The 21960-nt window shown below is 44.5% G+C and carries 2 protein-coding genes; both read left to right on the forward strand.

The window, feature by feature from the left end; genetic code table 11:
* Positions 1-6468, forward strand: a complete 6468-nt coding sequence (locus UP17_RS11000; protein WP_061463046.1) for a non-ribosomal peptide synthetase — start codon at positions 1-3, stop codon at positions 6466-6468.
* Positions 6465-21335, forward strand: a complete 14871-nt coding sequence (locus UP17_RS11005) for a non-ribosomal peptide synthetase (RefSeq protein WP_061463047.1) — start codon at positions 6465-6467, stop codon at positions 21333-21335. Before UP17_RS11000 ends, UP17_RS11005 begins: the two co-directional genes overlap by 4 nt.
* Positions 21336-21960: the final 625 nt, after the last annotated feature.

The following is a 21960-nucleotide window of genomic DNA, read 5'->3' on the forward strand; positions in this document are numbered from 1 at the left end:
ATGAGCGACATTATCGATATATACGGATTATCACCCTTGCAAAAAGGGATACTGTTTCATACTTTATATGATCAAGACGATGATCATTCTTTTTCCTACATTGTACAGGTAGATTTCATACTTGGCGGTCGATTGGATGTTGCTGCTTTCGAAAAGGCTTGGGAATACATCATTCACCGACATGAGATCCTACGTTCTGTTTTTGTGTGGGAGGAAGTAGAAAAGCCATTGCAAGCTGTTTATCAACGTCTTCCTTTTACCATTCGTCGAGAAGATTGGAGCGCTCTTCCATGTGGAGAGAGGGAAAAGAAATTACAACAGTTTTTGAATGCTGATCGGAGGCAAGGGTTTTCGTTAGACGAAGCACCGTTGATGAGAATCACTGCGATCAAAGAAGCAGAAGAAGAAACGAGAATCATTTGGACACATCATCATATTTTGTTGGATGGATGGAGTGTGTCCCTGGTCTTCAGTGAAGTGATGGAAGTTTATTTCAAGATGATAAAGGGAGAAGCATTCGACCTTCCCAAGTCTCTTCCCTATAAAAAATATATCCAATGGATTAATAAACAAGATCGAAGTAAAGCTGAGAAATTTTGGACAGAAGAATTAAAAGGATTTCATGCACCTACGCCATTAATGATGGAAAGAAATGACCAGGGGCAGGAGAAGGGTTATGGAGAGAGCGTTTATCGGCTATCTGAGGAACTGACTGAGACTTTAAAAGAGTGGGTGCGAAATAGTCAGCTAACATTAAATACGTTAGTACAAGGAGCCTGGGCTTACTTGATGAGCCGCTATAGCGGCGAAAGCGACATCGTATTTGGTGTGACTAGCTCTGGACGTCCTGCTGAATTGGTAGGAGCAGAGAAAATGGTTGGTCTATTTATAAACACATTGCCTACCCGAATTCGGGTAACGGATGATCATTCATTAGTGGACTGGCTCCGTAAGATACAGATGAAAGAACTGGAACGGAGACAATACGAGTATAATTCGTTGGTCGATATTCAAGGTTGGAGTGAAGTTCCAAGGGGTAGTGATTTATTTCGTACCTTGTATGTGTTCGAAAATTACCCGATACAAGGAGAGCGCAAGTCTGATTTAAGTGTACTTGAGGTCCAAAGTGCTGAACAAACAAATTATCCTTTGACGCTCATTGCAATGCCAGATAAGCAACTCACTTTGAAGTTGATGTATGACCGGCATCATTTTGATGAAGAGACCATTCAGCGGATTCAGGGCCATCTATCGCAAACATTGATCCAGATGACGAAAAGCTCAGACCCAAAGCTATCCGAAATTACCCATTTAACAATGGAAGAGCGGACACAACTGCTAGAGAAATGGAATGATACCCAAGTAGATTATTCATGTGAAAGCATGATTCATGCGTTATTTGAGCAGCAAGTGGAGAAAAGGCCAGAAGCGATCGCGGTTATGTATGAAAATGAGCAACTTACCTATAAAGAGCTGAATGAGCGTGCTAATCAGCTGGCTCACTATTTACAGAAGCAAGGTGTGGGTCCAGAGTCTTTAGTTGGCGTTTATATGGAACGATCCCCGGAAATGATGATAGGGTTGCTAGGAATTCTAAAGTCAGGAGGAGCTTATGTTCCGCTTGATCCTACGTATCCCGAGAAGCGGCTACGCTATATATTAGAAGATGCAAGAATCGAAGTGCTAGTGACGCAAGAAAGGTTAGAAAAAATAGGTATATCCGAACAAATCGAAATAATTTGTATGGATCAAGATCGCATTGCGATTGAACAAGAAGAACCGACAGCATGTACAAGCAGTGTAACAGGAAAAAATTTAGCATACGTCATGTATACTTCCGGATCTACAGGAAAACCAAAGGGAGTGATGATCGAGCATCATTCGGTGATCAATTACCTTGAATGGATGCAACATCAATATCCACTATCTGAAAAAGATGTGGTTTTGCAGAAAACACCGATCTCATTCGACGTATCTGTGTGGGAGTTATTTTGGGGAATTAGTGTAGGAGCATGTGTATCCTTCCTTCCCCCGGGCGGTGAGAAAGATCCTTCTATAATAGCTGAAGTGATAGAGAAGCATCGGGTTACGATTGTCCAATTTGTTCCCTCGATGCTTTCTGTTTTCATAGATCACTTCAATCAGATTGAGCTGAAACGGAAATGTTCATCCGTGCGTCATGTGTTTTCTGGTGGGGAAGAGCTTAGTCCGGGGTTGGTTAGACGATTTCAACAGTACTGGGATGAAAGCGGACAAGTTAAATTGACCAACTTTTATGGACCAACAGAAGCAACCATTTATGTGAATGCATATGACTGTCAATCCAATAAAGAATTTGTTTCCATTGGCAATCCGATTCAAAATATCCAGCTTTATGTATTCGATCAGAACCAGCGCTTGCAATCGGTAGGGATTGAGGGTGAGTTGTATATTGGTGGTGCAGGCTTAGCACGTGGTTACTTAAACCGACCTGATCTAACTGCTGAACGATTCGTTCCGCATCCGTTTCAATTAGGAGAACGGCTATATCGAACCGGGGATCTAGTAAGATATCTAACTGATGGAAATTTAAAATTCATAGGAAGAATGGACCATCAAGTGAAAGTGCGCGGCTTTCGGATTGAGCTTGGAGAAATTGAAGCGACTTTAGAAAGGCATACGTCTATCAAAGAGGCTGTCGTGATCGTTCGAGAAGATCGCCCAGGCGATCAGCGCTTGGTAGCGTATGTGATAAGCGATGGAAATATCCAAAAGTGGCGAGAGTATCTCCAAAACCAATTACCGAATCACATGGTTCCAGCACACCTTGTAGAGTTGGATTATTTCCCGCTTACCCCGAATGGGAAAATTGACCGAAAAGCCTTACCAGAACCGGAGGGACAGCCTATGGGAGCCTTTAACGTCCTGCCGCGAACGCCATCGGAAGAGCTCATCGCAGCGGTTTGGAGTCAAGTGTTAGGAATAGAAAATATCGGCAGTCAGGACTCTTTCTTTGAACGGGGTGGGCACTCACTGCTTGCTACCCAAATCGTCTCTCGTCTACAAGAAGCATTCCAGATCAAAATCCCGCTACGCGAACTTTTCAAGTACGATACGGTGGAGGCATTGGCGAAGCGACTGGATCAGTTGTGTAAAGGAGACAAAAAACGAGAGATTCCGCCACTTATACCTATGGCACGGGAAGAATCCATTCCGCTTTCCTACGCACAGGAACGCCTATGGTTCATTGATCAGTTAACGCCAAATAGTGCGATGTACAATATTCATGCAGCATGCCGACTGACAGGGAAATGGTCACTTGAAGCATTGGAGACGGGATGGAATCAGTTGATTGAACGTCATGAATCATTGCGGACGGTAATTCAAGAGCGAGAGGGTCAACCGATCCAACAGATTCAGTCGCATGTCTTCAGTCCCCTCCCCCAAATGGATCTAACAATTCTCTCTCTGGAAGACAGAGAAAGAGAGATGAAGCGGTTCATTCAAAACGAAGCGGAAGAACCATTTCATTTGGGACAAGGTCCCTTGATTCGAACGCGAATTTTGAAAATGGATAAAGAGGAATGGATATTTCTTTGTACGATGCATCATATTATTTCGGATGGATGGTCAATGGGAATCTTGCTCGAAGAATGGATGGCTTTTTATGAAGGAGCGCTAGGAAAGCCAGTGGAGCTGAAGAAGTTACCTGTTCAATATGCGGACTTTGCCCTGTGGCAAAAAGAATGGCAAAAAGAAGAGGATCTTGATGAACACCTTCAATATTGGAAGGAAGAATTGCATGGTGAGTTACCGGTCTTGCAATTACCGATGGATCGTCCTCGACCTTCTGTTCAAACTCACCGTGGTGCAAGTCAGACTCTGATGTTGCCGTATTTCCTACGGGAAAAGCTCAAGGAGTTAAGTCAGCAAGAAGGAACCACCTTTTTTATGACCTTAATGGCGGCGTATCAAAGCTTTCTTGCTCGTTATACGGGACAAGACGACATCTTGGTTGGAAGTCCGATTGCGAACCGGAATGTTAAAGAGATTGAAGGATTAATTGGTTTCTTTGTAAATACGTTGGTTTATCGAGCTGATTTCAGTGGAAATCCGACGTTCCAAGAACTTCTGTCGCAGATACGAATAAAAGCACTAAAAGCATACGAGTACCAGGACATTCCGTTTGAGAGAGTGGTAGAAGCGGTAAAACCTGAACGGAATACCAGTCATTCGCCGATTTTCCAGACCATGTTTACCTTACAGAATACGAAACAAGGGTTACCTCAGCTATTTGAAAGAAACATGGAGATGATGGAAAGTCATACTTCGATTGCCAAATTTGATTTGAGTTTGTTTGCATCGGAGACGGAAGAAGGGCTATTGCTAACTTTTGAATATAATACCGATTTGTTTAATGCTGCAACCATTGAACGAATGGCAGGACATTTTGAACATTGGTTATCTGAAATTGTATCTCATCCAAAAGATTCTTTAACAAAACTGAATATGCTGCCGAAAGCAGAATATAAGCGGTTACTAGAGGAATGGAATGACACAGATGTTGTCGACCTACGTGAAGAAACGATTCATACATTGTTTGAGGAACAAGTGGAGAAAACGCCAGAAGCAATCGCGGTAGTGTGCGAAGATGAGGAGCTGACATATCGGGAACTGGACGAACGTTCCAATCAGTTGGCCCATTATCTCCATAAGCGTGGGGTGGGATGTGAATCATTGGTTGGGATCAGCGTTACACGTTCATCCGAGATGATTGTCGGTCTTTTAGGAATCATGAAATCAGGAGGAGCGTATGTACCGATTGATCCTTCATATCCGGAGAGTCGATTACGGTATATTTTAGCGGATGCTCATATCGAAGTACTGGTGACACAGGAAAAGTTGCCGCAAAAAATGACGTTACCGGAATCCGTTGACATGATTTGTATCGATCGTGATCGAGCGGCGATCGAACAGGAAGTGACGACGGCATGTACGAGTGGAGTGACAAGCGATAACCTAGCTTATATCATCTATACCTCAGGATCAACTGGCAATCCTAAGGGAGTGATGATTGAGCATCGGAGTGCGTTGACGATGATCCATTGGGCACATCAAACCTATTCCCGACAGGAATTGGCGGGAGTGCTGGCTTCAACTTCACTATCCTTTGATCTATCGGTTTTTGAAGTGTTTGTTCCTTTGACGATGGGTGGCAAGGTGATTGTCGCTGAAAGTGCTCTTCATCTGGACAAGTTGTCTACGAAGGATGTGACTTTGGTCAACACTGTACCATCAGCCGCGAAGGAACTGGTTCGAGCAAATACAATCCCTTCTACTGTAAAGGTGATGAATTTGGCTGGAGAACCGTTGCCGCAGTCATTAGTCGAGCACTTGTATGAGAGTAGTCCAATTGAAAAGGTGTACAACTTGTACGGTCCATCCGAAGATACTACTTATTCCACGTATATGAAGCTTGAAAAGGCTGTCAAGTACAAGGTACCACCGATTGGCAGACCCATTTCTAACACAGAAGTATATGTCCTCAGTGCAAACCAGCAAATGGTACCGATTGGTGTAGCCGGTGAGCTTTACATTGGGGGATCAGGCTTGGCGCGTGGCTACTTAAACCGCCCTGACTTAACAAACGAGCGTTTTATCCCGCATCCATTTAAAGAAGGGGAGCGAGTATATCGGACGGGGGACCTTGTGAGGTACCTGCCGGACGGGACTTTGGATTATCTCGGTCGGATCGATCATCAAGTGAAGATCCGTGGATTCCGGATTGAGCTAGGTGAGATTGAAGCGACGTTACAAAGTCATTCATCGGTTAACGAAGTTGTTGTGATGGTACGAGAAGATCATCCGGGTGATCAGCGTTTGGTTGCCTATGTAGTGGGAGAAGAAAATGCTCATGATTGGCGTGATTATCTCAAGACAAAGTTACCAAATTACATGGTTCCGGCACACTTTGTCGGATTGACAGCTTTCCCGCTCACCCCAAATGGGAAAATCGATCGGAAAGCCTTACCTGCGCCAGAGCGCAAGGGAGCAGAGGGTGGTTATGTTGCCCCTCGTACACCTACGGAAGTAGCAATTGTTTCGATATGGCATCAAGTTTTAGGCACGGAAAATATCGGGATTCATGATTCCTTTTTTGAACTTGGTGGCCATTCATTACTCGCTACACAAGCTGTTACTAGCCTGAAAGAAGCCTTTGGGATTGAGTTACCACTGCATGATTTATTTACGTATACTACGGTGCAGGAATTGGCAGAACGGGTTAATCAGCTGCAATGCAGTGGAAATGAACAAGCACAGAATGATAGTAAGGGGAATGTAAGTTTTCAAGACTATATTCAAAAAGAAACAGCAGTGAGTAATGATGAAGAGTTACTTGAACTTCTTAAGCAATTGGAAGAGTTATCAGAGGAAGAAGCGCAAGGTATATTCGAGAGCAACTTGGTTAAGGAAGGGGTAAAAAAATGAGAAGTGATTTACTTGCGAAGCTGGATTCGCTTTCTCCCGAGAAAAGGGAGTGGCTTCAGAAGCAGATGCAAAAAAAGGAGAAAGAAACGCTTCCGTTGTCCTATGCTCAACAACGATTATGGTTTATGGACCGATTTAACCCAAACAGTTCATTATATAATATTCCGACAGTATGGCGTCTGAAAGGGCATTGGCTACCTGGAGCATTGGAAAAGGGATTAAATCGGCTCATTGAGCGTCATGATTCATTACGCACCGTTTTTAAGGAAGTAGGAGACCAACCGGTACAACATATTGTGGAATATCTTCCTGGAAAACTACCTGTAGAGGATTATTCTCACCTTCCTCTGGAAGTAAAGGAAAAAGAGATAGAGAGTTTGATTGCAAGAGAAGCGCAGGAGCCATTTGATTTAATGAATGGCCCTTTGATCCGCAATCAACTAGTTCAATTAGGGAAAGATGAATGGTTATTGCTATGTACCATGCACCATATTATTTCTGATGCGTGGTCCATCGGCATATTGATCAATGAATTGCTTGCCTTCTATGAGGAGGAAACGAGTGGGAAGCCTGCTGGACTAAATTCGCTATCGATTCAATATGCAGACTTTGCGAAATGGCAAAAGCAGTGGTTGCAGGGTGAAGTGTTGGATCGACAACTCACGTATTGGCAGGAAGAATTGTCCGGTGAGCTTCCTATATTACAACTGCCGTTGGATTGCCCTAGACCGGTTACGCAAACGTACGCTGGGGACACATGTCGTGTGATTGTACCTCACACACTACTAAGTGCATTGAAGAATTTAAGTCAGCGAGAAGGATCCACCTTATTCATGACCTTAATGGCCGCGTATCAGAGCTTTCTTGCTCGCTATACGGGGCAAAATGATATTCTCGTCGGAAGTCCGATTGCGAATCGGAATCATAAAGGAGTAGAGGAATTAATCGGCTTCTTTGTTAATACGTTAGTCTATCGGGCGGACCTGAATGGGGCTCCTACGTTCCAGGAGATTTTGTCTCAGATAAAGAAAAAGGCGTTGAAGGCATATGAATATCAAGATATTCCGTTTGAAAAAGTGGTAGAAGCGGTACAACCTGAACGGAGCACTAGCCATTCGCCCATCTTCCAGACCATGTTTACGCTACAGAATATAAAACAAGAACGATTAGAGCTGTCTGGGAGAAGTTTGGAAATGATAGAAAGTAATATCTCCATCGCGAAATTTGATTTGAGTCTAACCGCGTATGAGGTGGAGGAAGACCTACATGTCACTTTTGAGTACAATACAGATTTATTTGACAGTAGAACCATTGCACGTATGGCGGGGCATTTTGAAAACTGGTTGAACGAAATCGTTCATCATCCAGATGAATCATATACAAACCTGACGATGCTATCGGACACAGAGCAGAAGCAGCTCTTGGAAGAATGGAATGACACGGATGCAGTTTATGCACATGAGAGCATGATTCACGAACTGTTTGAACAGCAGGTTGCGCGTACACCTGAAGCGGTGGCGGTAGTATATGAAGGTGGACAGCTGACGTATCAAGAACTCAACGAGAAAGCGAACAAAATGGCCCATTATTTACAAAAACGGGATATAGGTCCTGAATCATTGGTCGGGATATGTTTCGAGCGTTCACCCGATATGATGATTGGTCTCTTAGGAATTCTCAAAGCCGGCGGGGCTTATGTCCCGCTGGATCCGAGTTATCCCGAAAATCGCCTGAGATACATATTAAAGGACTCACAGATCCAAGTGCTTTTAACGAAGGAAGCTCTACAAGGTTGGTTGCCCGAAGGGATCCAAGCGATTTGTTTGGATCGGGATCAAGCAGCGATTTCTAAAGAGAGTGGATTGGCGCCAGTGAGTGGAGTGACAGCAAAAAACTTGGCGTATATCATTTACACTTCGGGTTCGACAGGGAATCCGAAGGGAGTGATGATCGAACACCACTCGGTTATCAACCGATTACAGTGGATGCAAAAAAACTATCCATTATCTGAACAGGATACGATTCTTCAAAAAACGCCGTTTTCGTTTGATGTCTCTGTCTGGGAATTATTTTGGTGGTCATTTGTAGGAGCGCGTGTTTGTTTACTTCCGCCGGGTGGAGAGAAGGATCCTGCAATGATTGAGGAGTGCATTGAGCGATATCGTGTGACCACGATGCACTTTGTTCCGTCGATGTTATCTGCATTCTTGGATTATATGGAAAAATCCAAAGCGAAAAAGGACGTATCGTCTTTGTGTCAGGTTTTCACTAGTGGAGAAGCGTTAAATTCCGAACAGGTTCGCCGGTTTAAGGGTGTATTCTATGATTTTCAGCAAACGAAGTTAAGCAACTTGTATGGTCCTACCGAAGCGACTGTAGATGTTACTTACTATAATTGTGATTTAGAAAAAGAACTGATGCTCATTCCAATTGGTCGCCCGATTGATAATACCGATTTGTATGTATTGGATCAAAACCAACAGGTGGTACCTGTTGGTGTGGCTGGGGAACTTTACCTTGGTGGTGTTGGCTTGGCACGTGGTTACTTCAATCGTCCAGAGTTAACTGCTGAACGTTTTATTCCGCATCCATTTAAGGAAGGGGAACGACTCTATCGGACCGGGGACCTGGTGAGGTATCTGAATGACCGCAACTTGGAGTATATCGGCAGAGTAGATAATCAAGTGAAAATCAGAGGCTTCCGGATTGAGTTGGGAGAGGTTGAAGCGGTCCTACATGATCATCCATCTGTGAAAGAGGCTGTCGTGCTGGTAAGAGAAGATCATCCAGGAGACAAGCGGTTAGTAGCATATGTGGTGGGTGAAGGAAACACTGGAGAATGGCGCGAGCACTTAAAGGCGCAATTACCGAATTACATGGTCCCGGCATACTTTGTCGAAATGGAAGCGATGCCCCTCACTCCGAATAGCAAAATCGATCGCAAAGCCTTACTGGCATTGGAAGGACAGTCCGTGAGTGCCGATATTGTCTTGCCGCGGACACCAGGGGAAGAGCTCATCGCGTCTGTATGGAGTCAGGTGTTAGGCATAGGAAATATTGGTGTTCAGGCTTCCTTCTTCGAACTTGGTGGCCACTCGCTACTCGCTACCCAAGTTGTCTCACGTTTACAAGAAGTCTTCCAAATCGAACTACCGTTGCGTGAACTATTTGAGTATTCAACGGTGGAGGCACTGGCGAAGCGACTGGATCAGTTGCGTAAAGGAGACAAAAAACGGGAGATTCCACCGCTTATGCCGATGGAACGGGGGGATGCCATTCCGCTCTCTTATGCCCAACAGCGCCTGTGGTTCATCGACCAATTCACGCCCAATAGTGCACTTTATAATATGCCGATGGTTTGCCGTCTTACAGGGAATTGGGTACCCGAAGCATTGGAGAAGGGATGGAATCAACTGATAGAACGTCATGAATCTTTACGGACAGTGTTCCATGAAGTGGATGGTCATCCTGTACAGCAGATTCAACCGCATGCTTTTCGGTCCCTTTCTCAAATGGATTTAACTATGCTTTCTCCGGAAGAGCGAGAATCGGAAGTTAAGCGTTTGTTGCAGCAAGAAACAGAAGTGCCATTTGACCTAGAAGAAGGCCCACTGATTCGGACGATCCTCTTGCGAGTGGGAGAAGAGGAATGGGTCCTCCTCTGCACCCTGCATCATATCGTTTCGGATGGATGGTCGATGGGAGTCCTCCTTGAAGAATGGATAGCTTTCTATAAGGAAGCAATGGGTGAGAAGGAAGCGGAACTTGAACCTTTACCGATCCAATATGCGGACTTTGCTCAGTGGCAAAAGGGATGGTTGAAGGAAGAAGTACTTGAACAGCAACTCCACTATTGGCAGGAAGAATTGTCTGGTGAGCTGCCCTTGCTACAACTGCCGATGGATCGCCCTCGTCCTGCGGTACAAACCCATCGCGGATCGACACACACTGTGTTGTTGTCACGTTCATTACGCGACAAACTGAACGAAATCAGTCGTCAAGAAGGATCGACTCTCTTCATGACCCTATTGGCTGCGTATCAAAGCTTCCTCTCCCGTTATACAGGACAAGAAGATATTCTCGTCGGAAGCCCAATTGCGAATCGTAATTACAGAGAGAGTGAAGGATTAATCGGCTTCTTCGTGAATACGCTGGTCTATCGGGCTGACCTGAGTGGTACACCGACCTTCCAGGATATATTGTCTCGGGTGCGTCAAAAGGCACTGAATGCATACGAATATCAAGATATTCCATTTGAAAAAGTTGTGGAAGTTGTGCAGCCCGAGCGGAGTACAAGTCATTCTCCGATCTTCCAGACGATGTTCATCTTACAAAATATGAAACAAGAGCTTCCGGTGTTGGCTGATAGAAGGATCGAAATGATAGAAAGCCACAGTCCGATCGCGAAGTTTGATTTAAGTGTTATGGCAGCAGAGACGGAAGAAGGATTATTGTTCGCTTTTGAATACAATAAGGATTTATTTGATGTTACAACCATCGAACGAATGGCAGGACATTTTGAGACATGGCTAAATGAAGTTTCTCATCATCCACAAAAACCGTTGAATAGTCTTGGTATGCTATCCGAATTTGAGCGTGATTTGTTAGTAGAGACATGGAATGACACCGCAATGGAAATGTCCCAAGTGGGTCTTATTTGCGACGGATTTGAGGACCAAGTAGCACGACGTCCCGGTGCGATAGCAGTGGTCGATCAAATGAGAGAGTGGACCTATGGTGAACTGGATGCGCGAGCAAATCAGTTGGCACATGTTTTGCAGAGAAAAGGGGTTGTCCCTGAATCAGTTGTGGGCGTCTACCTCCCGAGATCGGCTGAGCTCATGGCAAGTTTACTTGGCATATTAAAAGCTGGCGGGGCCTATGTCGTCCTAGATCCGTTGTATCCGAAATCACGGTTACAATACATGATTGAAGATGCAGGGGTCCAAATCGTGGTGACGACAGCAGCGCAAGAAAGCCTTTCCGAACAGGTCGAAACGGTGAGATTAGAAGAAATAACAGATGAAAGCGTGATCGCACCGAAGCGGCGGGTAAAACCCGAGCATTTAGCTTATATCGTCTACACCTCTGGCTCCACAGGAAAGCCAAAGGGTGTCATGGTCGAATATCGGTCATTGATGAATATGGTTTCTTGGCATCAAGCGGTATACCAAATTACAGCACAGGATCGTGCGACTCAGATTGCGGGGATTGCCTTTGACTCAGCTGTCCAGGAGATATGGCCTTATCTCACTGCAGGTGCAGCACTATACCTATCAACAGAAGAGTTGCGGATCAATCCAGAGGCTCTAAGAGATTGGCTCATTGATTCACGTATCACGGCTAGCTTTGCGCCTACACCTATACTCGAAAGACTCTTGAAATTATCTTGGCCAGAGAAGACGGATCTCCGTTTTATCATTACGGGAGGGGATCAGTTAACACAGTATCCATCTGAACAAATCCCTTTTGCGGTGATTAATCAGTATGGTCCATCGGAAAATACCGTCGTTGCCACTGATTGTTACGTGCCTGTAGGAATGTCAACAGGTACTCCGTCTATTGGTCGGCCGATTGCGAATACAGAAGTATACGTGTTAGATTCACACCTTCAGCCGGTGCCGGTGGGTGTGATTGGAGATCTCTATATCGGAGGAAAGAGCCTTGCTCGCGGCTATGCCAATCGTCCGGAACTCACAGAGGAAAAATTCATTCTGCATCCGTTCAAGTCAGGGGAACGTCTCTATTTCACCGGGGACAAAGCAAGTTATCTTCCTGGCGGTGATCTCCAATTCCATGGTCGTATGGATGACCAAGTGAAAATTCGCGGTTTCCGGATTGAACTGGGAGAAGTTGAAGCAACGCTGCAGGCGCATTTGTCTGTGAAGGAAGCTGTTGTCCTGGTGAGAGAGGATCATCCAGGAGACAAGCGATTGGTAGCTTATGTAGCTGGTGAAGGAAGTGTTCATGAATGGCGGGAGCATCTGCAAACACATTTACCGAATTACATGGTTCCGGCACACTTTGTCGAGATGGCATTTTTACCACTCACACCAAATGGAAAACTCGATTTGAAAGCATTACCTATGCCTGATGAACCATCTACTGAAAATACCGTATACCCAAGAACTCTGATGGAAGAGCTCATCGCTTCGGTATGGAGTCAAGTACTGGAAATGGAAAATATTGGTGTGCAGGCTTCCTTCTTCGAACTTGGTGGCCACTCGCTACTTGCTACGCAAGTTGTCTCCCGGTTAAAAGAAGCATTACAAATCGAACTGCTAGTGCGTGAACTGTTTGAGCATTCAACGGTGGAGGCGTTGGCGAAGCGACTGGACCAATTGTGTAAAGGAGACAAAAAACGAGAGATTCCACCGCTTATACCGATGGAACGGGGAGAAGCCATTCCGCTCTCTTATGCCCAACAGCGCCTGTGGTTCATCGACCAATTTCAGCCCAATAGTGCACTATATAATATGCCGATGGTATGCCGTCTTACAGGGAATTGGGTACCCGAAGCATTGGAGACGGGATGGAATAGGCTGATAGAACGTCATGAATCTTTACGGACGGTATTCCATGAAGTGGATGGTCAACCTGTGCAGCAGATACAACCGTATGCTCTCCGGTCCCTTCCTAAAATGGATCTAACTACGCTTTCTCCGGAAGAGCGAGAAAGAGAAATGGAACAATGGATCAAAAACGAAGTCGAAGCACCATTTGACTTAGTGCAAGGTCCGTTGATTCGTGGGCAAATCGTGCAAATCGCTGAAGAAGAATGGATTCTTCTTTGTACGATGCATCATATTATCTCTGATGGCTGGTCGATGGAAATCTTGCTCCAAGAATGGATGGCATTCTATGAAGATGCGGTTGGCGGCAAACCAGCAGAACTCGCACCATTACCGATTCAATATGCTGACTTTGCCCAATGGCAAAGGGAATGGTTAAAAGAAGAAGTACTTGATCGGCAGCTTGCATATTGGAAAGAAGAGCTGTCTGGCGAGTTACCAGTCTTAATGTTGCCGATTGATCGTCCTCGTCCTGCGGTGCAAACCCATAGCGGATCGACACACACTGTGTTGCTGTCACGCGCGTTACGCGACAAATTGAATGAGCTTAGTCGTCAAGAAGGATCGACGCTCTTCATGACCTTACTTGCATCGTATCAAAGCTTTCTCTCTCGTTATACAGGACAATCAGATATTCTTGTCGGAAGCCCGATTGCAAATCGGAATTATCGCGAGATTGAAGGATTGATTGGTTTCTTCGTCAACACTTTGGTTTATCGGGCTGATCTGAGTGGCGCACCAACATTCCAAGAGTTGCTGTCTCAGGTACGGACAAAAGCATTGAAGGCGTATGAGTACCAAGATGTTCCGTTTGAAAAGATTGTAGAAGTCATACAATCCGAGCGAAGTATAAGTCATTCTCCAATCTTCCAAACCATGTTTACGTTGCAAAACACGAAACATGAGCTACCAGAGCTTCATGGAAGAAGTTTAGAAGCGATGGAAATTCAGGATTCGAACGCCAAGTTTGATTTGAGTTTAAGCGCCATAGAGAAGGAAGAGGGTTTGATCCTTTCTTTTGTCTTTAATACTGGCTTATTTGATGTTGTAACCATCAGACGTATGGCTGAGCATTTTGAAAAATGGTTGAATGAAATCGTGGAACATCCCGATAAATCACTGGCGAAGTTGACGTTGCTACCGGAGATGGAGAGGCAATTGCTGGAAGAGTGGAATGATAATGCTGAAACGTATCCACGTGAGAGTGTGATCCACAGACTTTTTGAAGATCAAGTGGATCTTACACCTGACACGGTGGCGGTAGTGGATGAAAATCAGCAGTTGACGTATCGGGAGCTGAATGAAAAAGCAAACCAATTGGCCCATTATCTCCAAAAATGTGGGGTTGGGACCGAATCATTGGTAGGGCTTTGTTTCCAACGTTCAGTTGAGATGATTGTCGGTCTAATGGGAATCTGGAAAGCTGGGGCAGCCTATGTTCCGTTGGATCCATTGTACCCAGAAAGTCGCCTGCGATATATCCTGCAGGACACAGGGATTCAAGTATTGGTCACGAACGAAGCATTAAAAGAGTGGATACCCGAAGAAGTCGAAGCAGTTTGTTTGGATCGAGATCAAGCGATGATCTCGCGAGAAAGTACCCTTTCACCAATATGTGAAGTGGCAGGAGAAAACTTGGCATATGTGATCTATACATCGGGTTCGACCGGGAATCCAAAGGGCGTTTTGGTGCAACATCATTCGGTACTAAATCTATCATATGGTCTACAGAAAGAGGTTTTTTCGCATGAGACACCTGTTAACATGCGTGTCGGTTTAAATGCTTCGATCGCCTTTGATGTATCCATTCAGCAATTACAAATGCTTTTGTATGGTTCAAGTTTGTATATTATTCCGGACGAAGTTCGCAGTGATCCCCAACAGTTTGTATCCTATATTCGGGAGAATAAGTTGGAAATGTTCGATATGACTCCTTCATTACTCCAATTACTCATAGATGGCGGGTTGTTAGAAACAAACGATGGTGTTCATGTTCCAAGCAAGGTACTGGTCGGTGGCGAAGCAATTGTACCGTCACTGTGGGAACAATTAGTTGAGGCTGACAAGATCCATTTTTATAACGTGTATGGTCCTACGGAATGTACTGTCGATGCTACATGCTATCGTATCAAAAAAGATGGTAAGCGAGTAACCATTGGGCGTCCGTTGCCGAACGTTCAAGCCTATGTATTGGATGGGAATTGGTTACCTGTTCCAGTTGGTGTAACGGGTGAACTTTATATCGGTGGAGCAGGTCTAGCGAGAGGATACTTGAATCGTCCAGAGTTAACGTCCGAACGTTTTATTCCCCATCCTTTCAAAGAAGGAGAGAGGCTATATCGAACAGGAGATCTCGTGAGGCACCTTCCTGATGGTAACTTGGATTATCTAGGAAGATTGGATAACCAAGTGAAAATTAGAGGATTTCGGATTGAGCTTGGGGAAATTGAGGCAACCTTACAGGAGCATCTCTCGGTAAAAGAGGCCGTTGTGATGGTGAGAGAAGATCAGCCAGGAGATAAGAGATTGGTAGCCTATGTAGTGGGTGAAGGGCGTAAAGAAGAATGGCGCGAGTATCTCAAAGCACAACTGCCAAGCCATATGGTTCCCGCCTACTTTGTCGGGATGGAAGAGTTACCATTGACCTTAAATGGAAAGATTGATCGGAAAACTTTGCCTGTGCCAGATCATCAAGGGACAAAAGGAGGCTACGTGGCTCCAAGAAATGAGAGTGAACAAATACTTACCATGATATGGGAACGTGTGTTAGGCACAAAACCGATTGGCATTCATGAAAACTTTTTTGAAATCGGTGGAGACTCGATTCTCAGCATTCAGATTGTCTCTCGCGCAAGGCAAGCAGGTTTGCAATTGACACCAAAGCAAATGTTTGAACACCAAACGATTTCCGAGTTGGCGCAAGTAGTCAAAGAAGAGCAGGGTGTACAAGCGGAACAAGGAGTCGTAACTGGAGAACTGATCCTTACACCAATCCAGCAATGGTTTTTTGCACAAGATCATCCTAACCCACATCATTGGAATCAATCCATGTTTTTTAGAACAAAAGAGCGTCTGGATATAGTATTACTGGAGAAAGCTGTCCGTACCCTTCTAATCCATCACGATGCCTTGCGTTTAAGATATGAACGTTTTCCGGATGGAGCTTGGAAACAGCGGAACGAAGGGATTGAAGAACACTCGACTCTGACCGTGATTTCATTAGAAGAAGTGCCACAAGCAGAATGGCATCAAGTAATTCAAGCAGAGATTGACACTGCACAAGCAAGCTTGCACTTACACGCAGGACCGCTAATGAGAATGGTGTATTTTGATGAAGGCGAGAAGAGAGCCGGCCGATTATTCTGGGTGATTCATCACTTAGCAGTGGATGGTGTTTCTTGGCGGATTTTACTGGAGGATCTGCAAACGGCGTATAATCAAGCGAGCCATGCTCAAATGATCCAATTACCTACAAAAAGTACATCCTTTAAAGCGTGGTCGGAGAAATTGCATCATTACGCTGAAGCTGGGATTGTGCAAGGAGTGCGTGATTACTGGGAGCAGCAATCCGAACAAGAGGTGGCTATGCTACCAGTGGATACCACCCTCGAAGTTCCAGCAAACACAGGAACCGAGGAGATTACCGTGGTGCTGGATGAGAAAGAGACCCGTGCGTTATTGCAAGAGATTTCAAGCACTCATCGTGTCCAAATCAATGAAGTGCTATTGACAGCATTGGTACAGGCTACGGCAGCATGGACAGGTCATACGACGCTGACCGTGGATTTGGAGGGTCATGGCCGGGAAGAGATCATCGAAGACGTTGACCTATCGAGAACCGTGGGATGGTTTACAAGTATCTATCCTGTTCACTTGAATATTACAGGTGCTAACACGCCCACCGCAGCATTAAAAGCAGTCAAAGAACAAGTGCGCCAAATTCCTAATAAGGGCGTTGACTATGGGATTTTGCGGTACTTGAATCCAGCGATGCGTGAGCGATTCCAGTCTCAAATCACTCCGTCCATTAGTTTTAACTATCTTGGACAATTTGACCAAATGTTCTCTGACGATGCAATGTTTGCTCCGGAGACCGGGTTTACGCGCTTAGATCATGCTCCTGGTTCCAAGCGATCACATTTGATCGATGTAATCGGGATTGTAACCGATGGAAAACTTCATTTCACTTGGGTGTACAATGTTGGACAGTTTGCGGAGTCGACCATTCAAAGTGTTGCCGAGAATATGCTCCATCAACTGAGTGGATTGATTCATTCTTCGGGTGGAGAATCTACGCTGACCGTTTCGGATTTTGCGATTGCAAATCTCATCCCAGCAGATTTGAACAAAGTACTATGTAAGATGAATCGTGGAAAGAATTATCCGATTATCGACCTGTATCCGCTATCACCTTTGCAGGAAGGCATGATCTTTCATACGCTGCATGATCAAGGGGATGAACATTCCGTGCCGTATATGGTGCAATTAAGTTTCCTGTTTAAAGGGAAATTGGATATTCTTACTTTCGAGCAGGCGTGGAAATCGACGATCCAGCGGCATGAGATCTTTCGTTCGGCATTTGTGTGGGATGAGATTGAAAATCCTTTACAAGTGGTGTATGCACATATCCCATTTAAGCTGAATGAAGTGGATTGGAGTGCGCTGTCTGCTGAAGAAAAAGAGGAGAAACGAAAAGCCTTTTTGGCGACGGATCGAAAACAGGCCTTTCTTTTTGATGAAGCGCCATTGATGCGGGTGACTGTCATTCAAGAAGCGGAGGATGAATATCGGGTTGTTTGGACGCATCACCATATTTTGTTGGATGGATGGAGCTTGCCACTGGTCTTTAACGAATTGCTTACAGTGTATCAGAAGAGGATAAAAGGAGAGGCTGTGGATTTACCCAAGTCACCGCTATACAAGAAATATATTCAATGGCTGAAAGTGCAGGATCTGGAACAAGCGGAACAATTCTGGAGAGAGAAACTCAAAGGCTTTACAGCGCCAACCCTGCTTGGCTTAGAAAGTAAGGAGCAAGAAAAAGGTTACACGGAGAAGGTAACTTATTTATCAGAAGAGCAAACCCAAGCGCTACAAAACTGGGCGAAGCGAAAGAGGCTCACTTTGAACACGGTAATTCAAGGTGCGTGGGCGTATCTCATGAGCCGGTATAGTGGAGAAGATGACATTGTCTATGGTGTAACTAGCTCGGGACGCCCTACGGAGATTATTGATGTTGAAAACATTGTAGGTCCCTTTATTACCACATCACCGACGCGAATTAAGTTGCTAGATGATATAAAAGTAATGGATTGGTTGCAGAAGATACAAGAGGAAGAGATAGAAAGAAGACAATATGAATATGCTTCATTGACAGATATTCAAGGATGGAGTGAAGTTCCTAGAGGAACCCCGCTGTTCCATAGCTTGTATGTGTTTGAAAACTACCCAGTGAAAGAGGAGTCTTCAGGAAATCTAGAAATTGGTGAGTTGGAAGGAGTAGAGCAAACTCATTATCCATTGGGATTGACGGTTGTTCCAGAAAGCCAGTTGTTGTTAAAGTTGAAGTATGATCGCAGCAAGTTTAATGGCCTAACCATTGAACGGATGCTGGGTCATTTAAGCCAGGTGTTAAAGCAAATGATCGAGAACGTTGATCAAACTCTGTCGGAGCTGGTGTATGTTACGGAAATAGAAAAGAAACAACTACTGGAAGAATGGAATGATAATGCCGCAGCATATCCACGTGAGAGTGTGATCCACAAACTGTTTGAAGATCAAGTGGATCGTACACCTGACACGGTGGCTGTAGTGGATGAAAATCAGCAGTTGACGTATCGGGAGCTGAATGAAAAAGCAAACCAATTGGCCCATTATCTCCATAAATGTGGGGTTGGGACCGAATCATTGGTCGGGCTTTGTTTCCAACGTTCAGTTGAGATGATTGTCGGTCTCATGGGAATCTGGAAAGCCGGGGCAGCTTATGTTCCATTGGATCCAGCGTATCCAGAAAGTCACCTGCGATATATTCTGGAGGACACAGGGATTCAAATATTGGTTACGAATGAAGTATCACAAGGTTGGATACCTGAAGAAGTTGAAACAGTTTATTTGGACCGGGATCAAGCAATGATTTCGCAAGAAAACACCCTTTCACCAATATGTAAAGTGACAGGAGAAAACTTGGCGTATGTGATCTACACTTCAGGTTCGACCGGGAATCCAAAAGGGGTTTTGGTGCAGCATCATTCGGTATTAAATCTATCCTATGGTTTACAGAAAGAGGTTTTTTCGCATGAGACACCTGTTAACATGCGCGTTGGTCTGAATGCCTCAATCGCCTTTGATTCATCCGTTAAACAATTACAAATGCTTTTGTATGGTTCTAGTTTGTATATTATTCCGAACGAAGTTCGCAGTGATCCTCAACAGTTTGTATCTTATATTCGGGAGAATAAGTTGGAAATGTTCGATATAACTCCTTCACTACTCCAATTAATCATAGATGAGGGGGCGTTAGAAACAAACGATGGTGTTCATGTTCCAAGCAAGGTACTGGTTGGTGGAGAAGCGATTATGCCATCACTGTGGGAACAATTAGTAGAGGCTGACAAGGTCCATTTTTATAACGTGTATGGTCCTACGGAATGTACTGTCGATGCGACATGCTATCGTATCAAAAAAGATAGTAAGCGGGTTACCATTGGGCGTCCGTTGCCGAACGTTCAAGCCTATGTATTGGATGGGAATTGGTTACCTGTTCCAGTTGGTGTAACGGGTGAACTTTATATCGGTGGAGCAGGCCTGGCGAGAGGATACTTGAATCGTCCAGAGTTAACGTCCGAACGTTTTATTCCTCATCCATTTAATGATGGGGAACGGTTATACCGGACGGGAGATCTAGTCCGCTATTTAGCTGATGGCCATTTGGATTATCTGGGAAGAATCGATAATCAAGTGAAAATTCGAGGATTCCGGATTGAGCTTGGAGAGATTGAAGCGAATTTAGAATGTCATCCATCGGTGAAAGAGGCAGTAGTCTTGATAAGAGAGGACCAACCAGGAGATCAGAGATTGGTTGCCTATGTGGTGGGTGAAGGAAATATGCATGAATGGCGTGAGCATCTCAAGAGACAAGTACCGAATTATATGGTTCCTGCACACTTTATTGAGGTAGACGCGGTTCCGCTTACAACAAATGGGAAGGTTGATCGAAAGGCACTGAACAGCTTAACGATTCAAAGAGAAAGTACCTTTTCTACACCAATCATCCCACGGGATGAAATCGAGTATCAGCTGATTACGATCTGGCAGGATTTGCTACAGATAGAAGATGTCCATGTAAACGATGATTTCTTCGATTTAGGGGGTCACTCTCTCCTTGTAATCAAATTGATTTCAAAGGTCAGAGAGAAATTTGGAAAAGAGATTAAGGTGTCCGCACTGATTAAGAACCCGACAGTGGAAGGGATCGCTTATCTCATCCGTGAGAATCATGGTATGGCAAAATCGTTATCGGTTCTGGTTCCACTACAAGAATCAGAGAAAAGACCTTTCTTCTGTGTTCATCCGTTTATGGGTAATGTATTCTGTTACATTCAGCTAGCAAGGTTACTCAAGGATCACTGCTCATTTTATGGTCTACAGAATCCTCTCGTAGAGAAAGAAGGAATGAATGGGTTGACTTTATCGGAAGTAGTTCAACTCTACATCGAGGAAATGAAGCGCGCTCAGCCAGTGGGGCCGTATCGTCTGGGAGGATGGTCTCTGGGCGGTGCCATCGCCTATGAAATCGCAACTATGCTACGGAACCAGGGAGAAGAAGTTGAGGTGTTGGTACTCATGGATACCAAGGTGCCTTCAGAACAGGATTACAAGGCAGAGGATGAAATGCTATCTTATATATTGGAGCATTTCAGCCATTTAGAGCTAGTGGAGCAGGAAGAAGAGCTCGTCCATCAACAGGGCATGCTTGTTGATCAGTTGATCGCGGAAGGAGTGCTCCGGCCCGATGCGGATCTTACGAGTCTAAAGCAGATTACCGATGCTCACAGGAAGTGTCTAAATTTAATGGCAGAACATATTTTAACGCCATATTTTGGGGAGGTCATCTACTTCAGTGCTGAAGAAGGCAGAGAGTTGTTCACGGATTGGAAGCCGTTATTACAGGGGAAAGTGAATAAACATTCGGTTCCAGGGCCGCACGAGGAGATCGTCTTCTCCCCAGCAGTGGAAAAGATAGCCAAAAGTCTCGTAAATGAGTTTGAAGGGAGCGTAACTCAGATTTCCAGGTGAAAGAAAATATTTTTGGAAAAGAAATTTTCTTGAAAAAATTCAATCTGCCAAAGATATTTTAGAGAAACACTCATTCTGAAAGAATTGTAGTTCAAGGTGGAGGTTGCAGCGTTGACTTAGTTTCATTTTCTTATTTGGAATCAAAAATATGATGATGTTACCATAATCTAGGCGGATTTGGAAACCACCATGTCCATGTGGTTTCCAATCTAATGGTGCCAGTTTTCTTAAGAAGCCAAAAATGTTGATTTATCTACGATGTGTAAAATCATGCATAATCGATAAAAAACAGACAAGAGCCAAACCTTTAAATACATAAGGATTTGGCTCTTTGGCGTACTTCTGATAGTTGATTTTATGTAAACAGAGTTTATATAAAGAAATAGGTTCTTTTCGTAAAGATTGTTGTTTTTAAAACGAAACTATTTAAGGTTGATTGGAGCGGAAGTGCGAGACCCCACAGGCGTTTACGCCGAGGAGGCTCACCGCCCGCCCCGCGGAAAGCGAGCATCTGGAGGGGAAATCAACCACAACTCACTACCTGGTAAATAGCAACAAAGTATGTGAAAACAGCCAAGAAATAAAAGAACTCGTTAAGAAGGAATTCTTCCAACGGGTTCTTTGT

The organism is Peribacillus simplex, assembly GCF_001578185.1.
Lineage (GTDB): Bacteria > Bacillota > Bacilli > Bacillales > DSM-1321 > Peribacillus > Peribacillus simplex_A.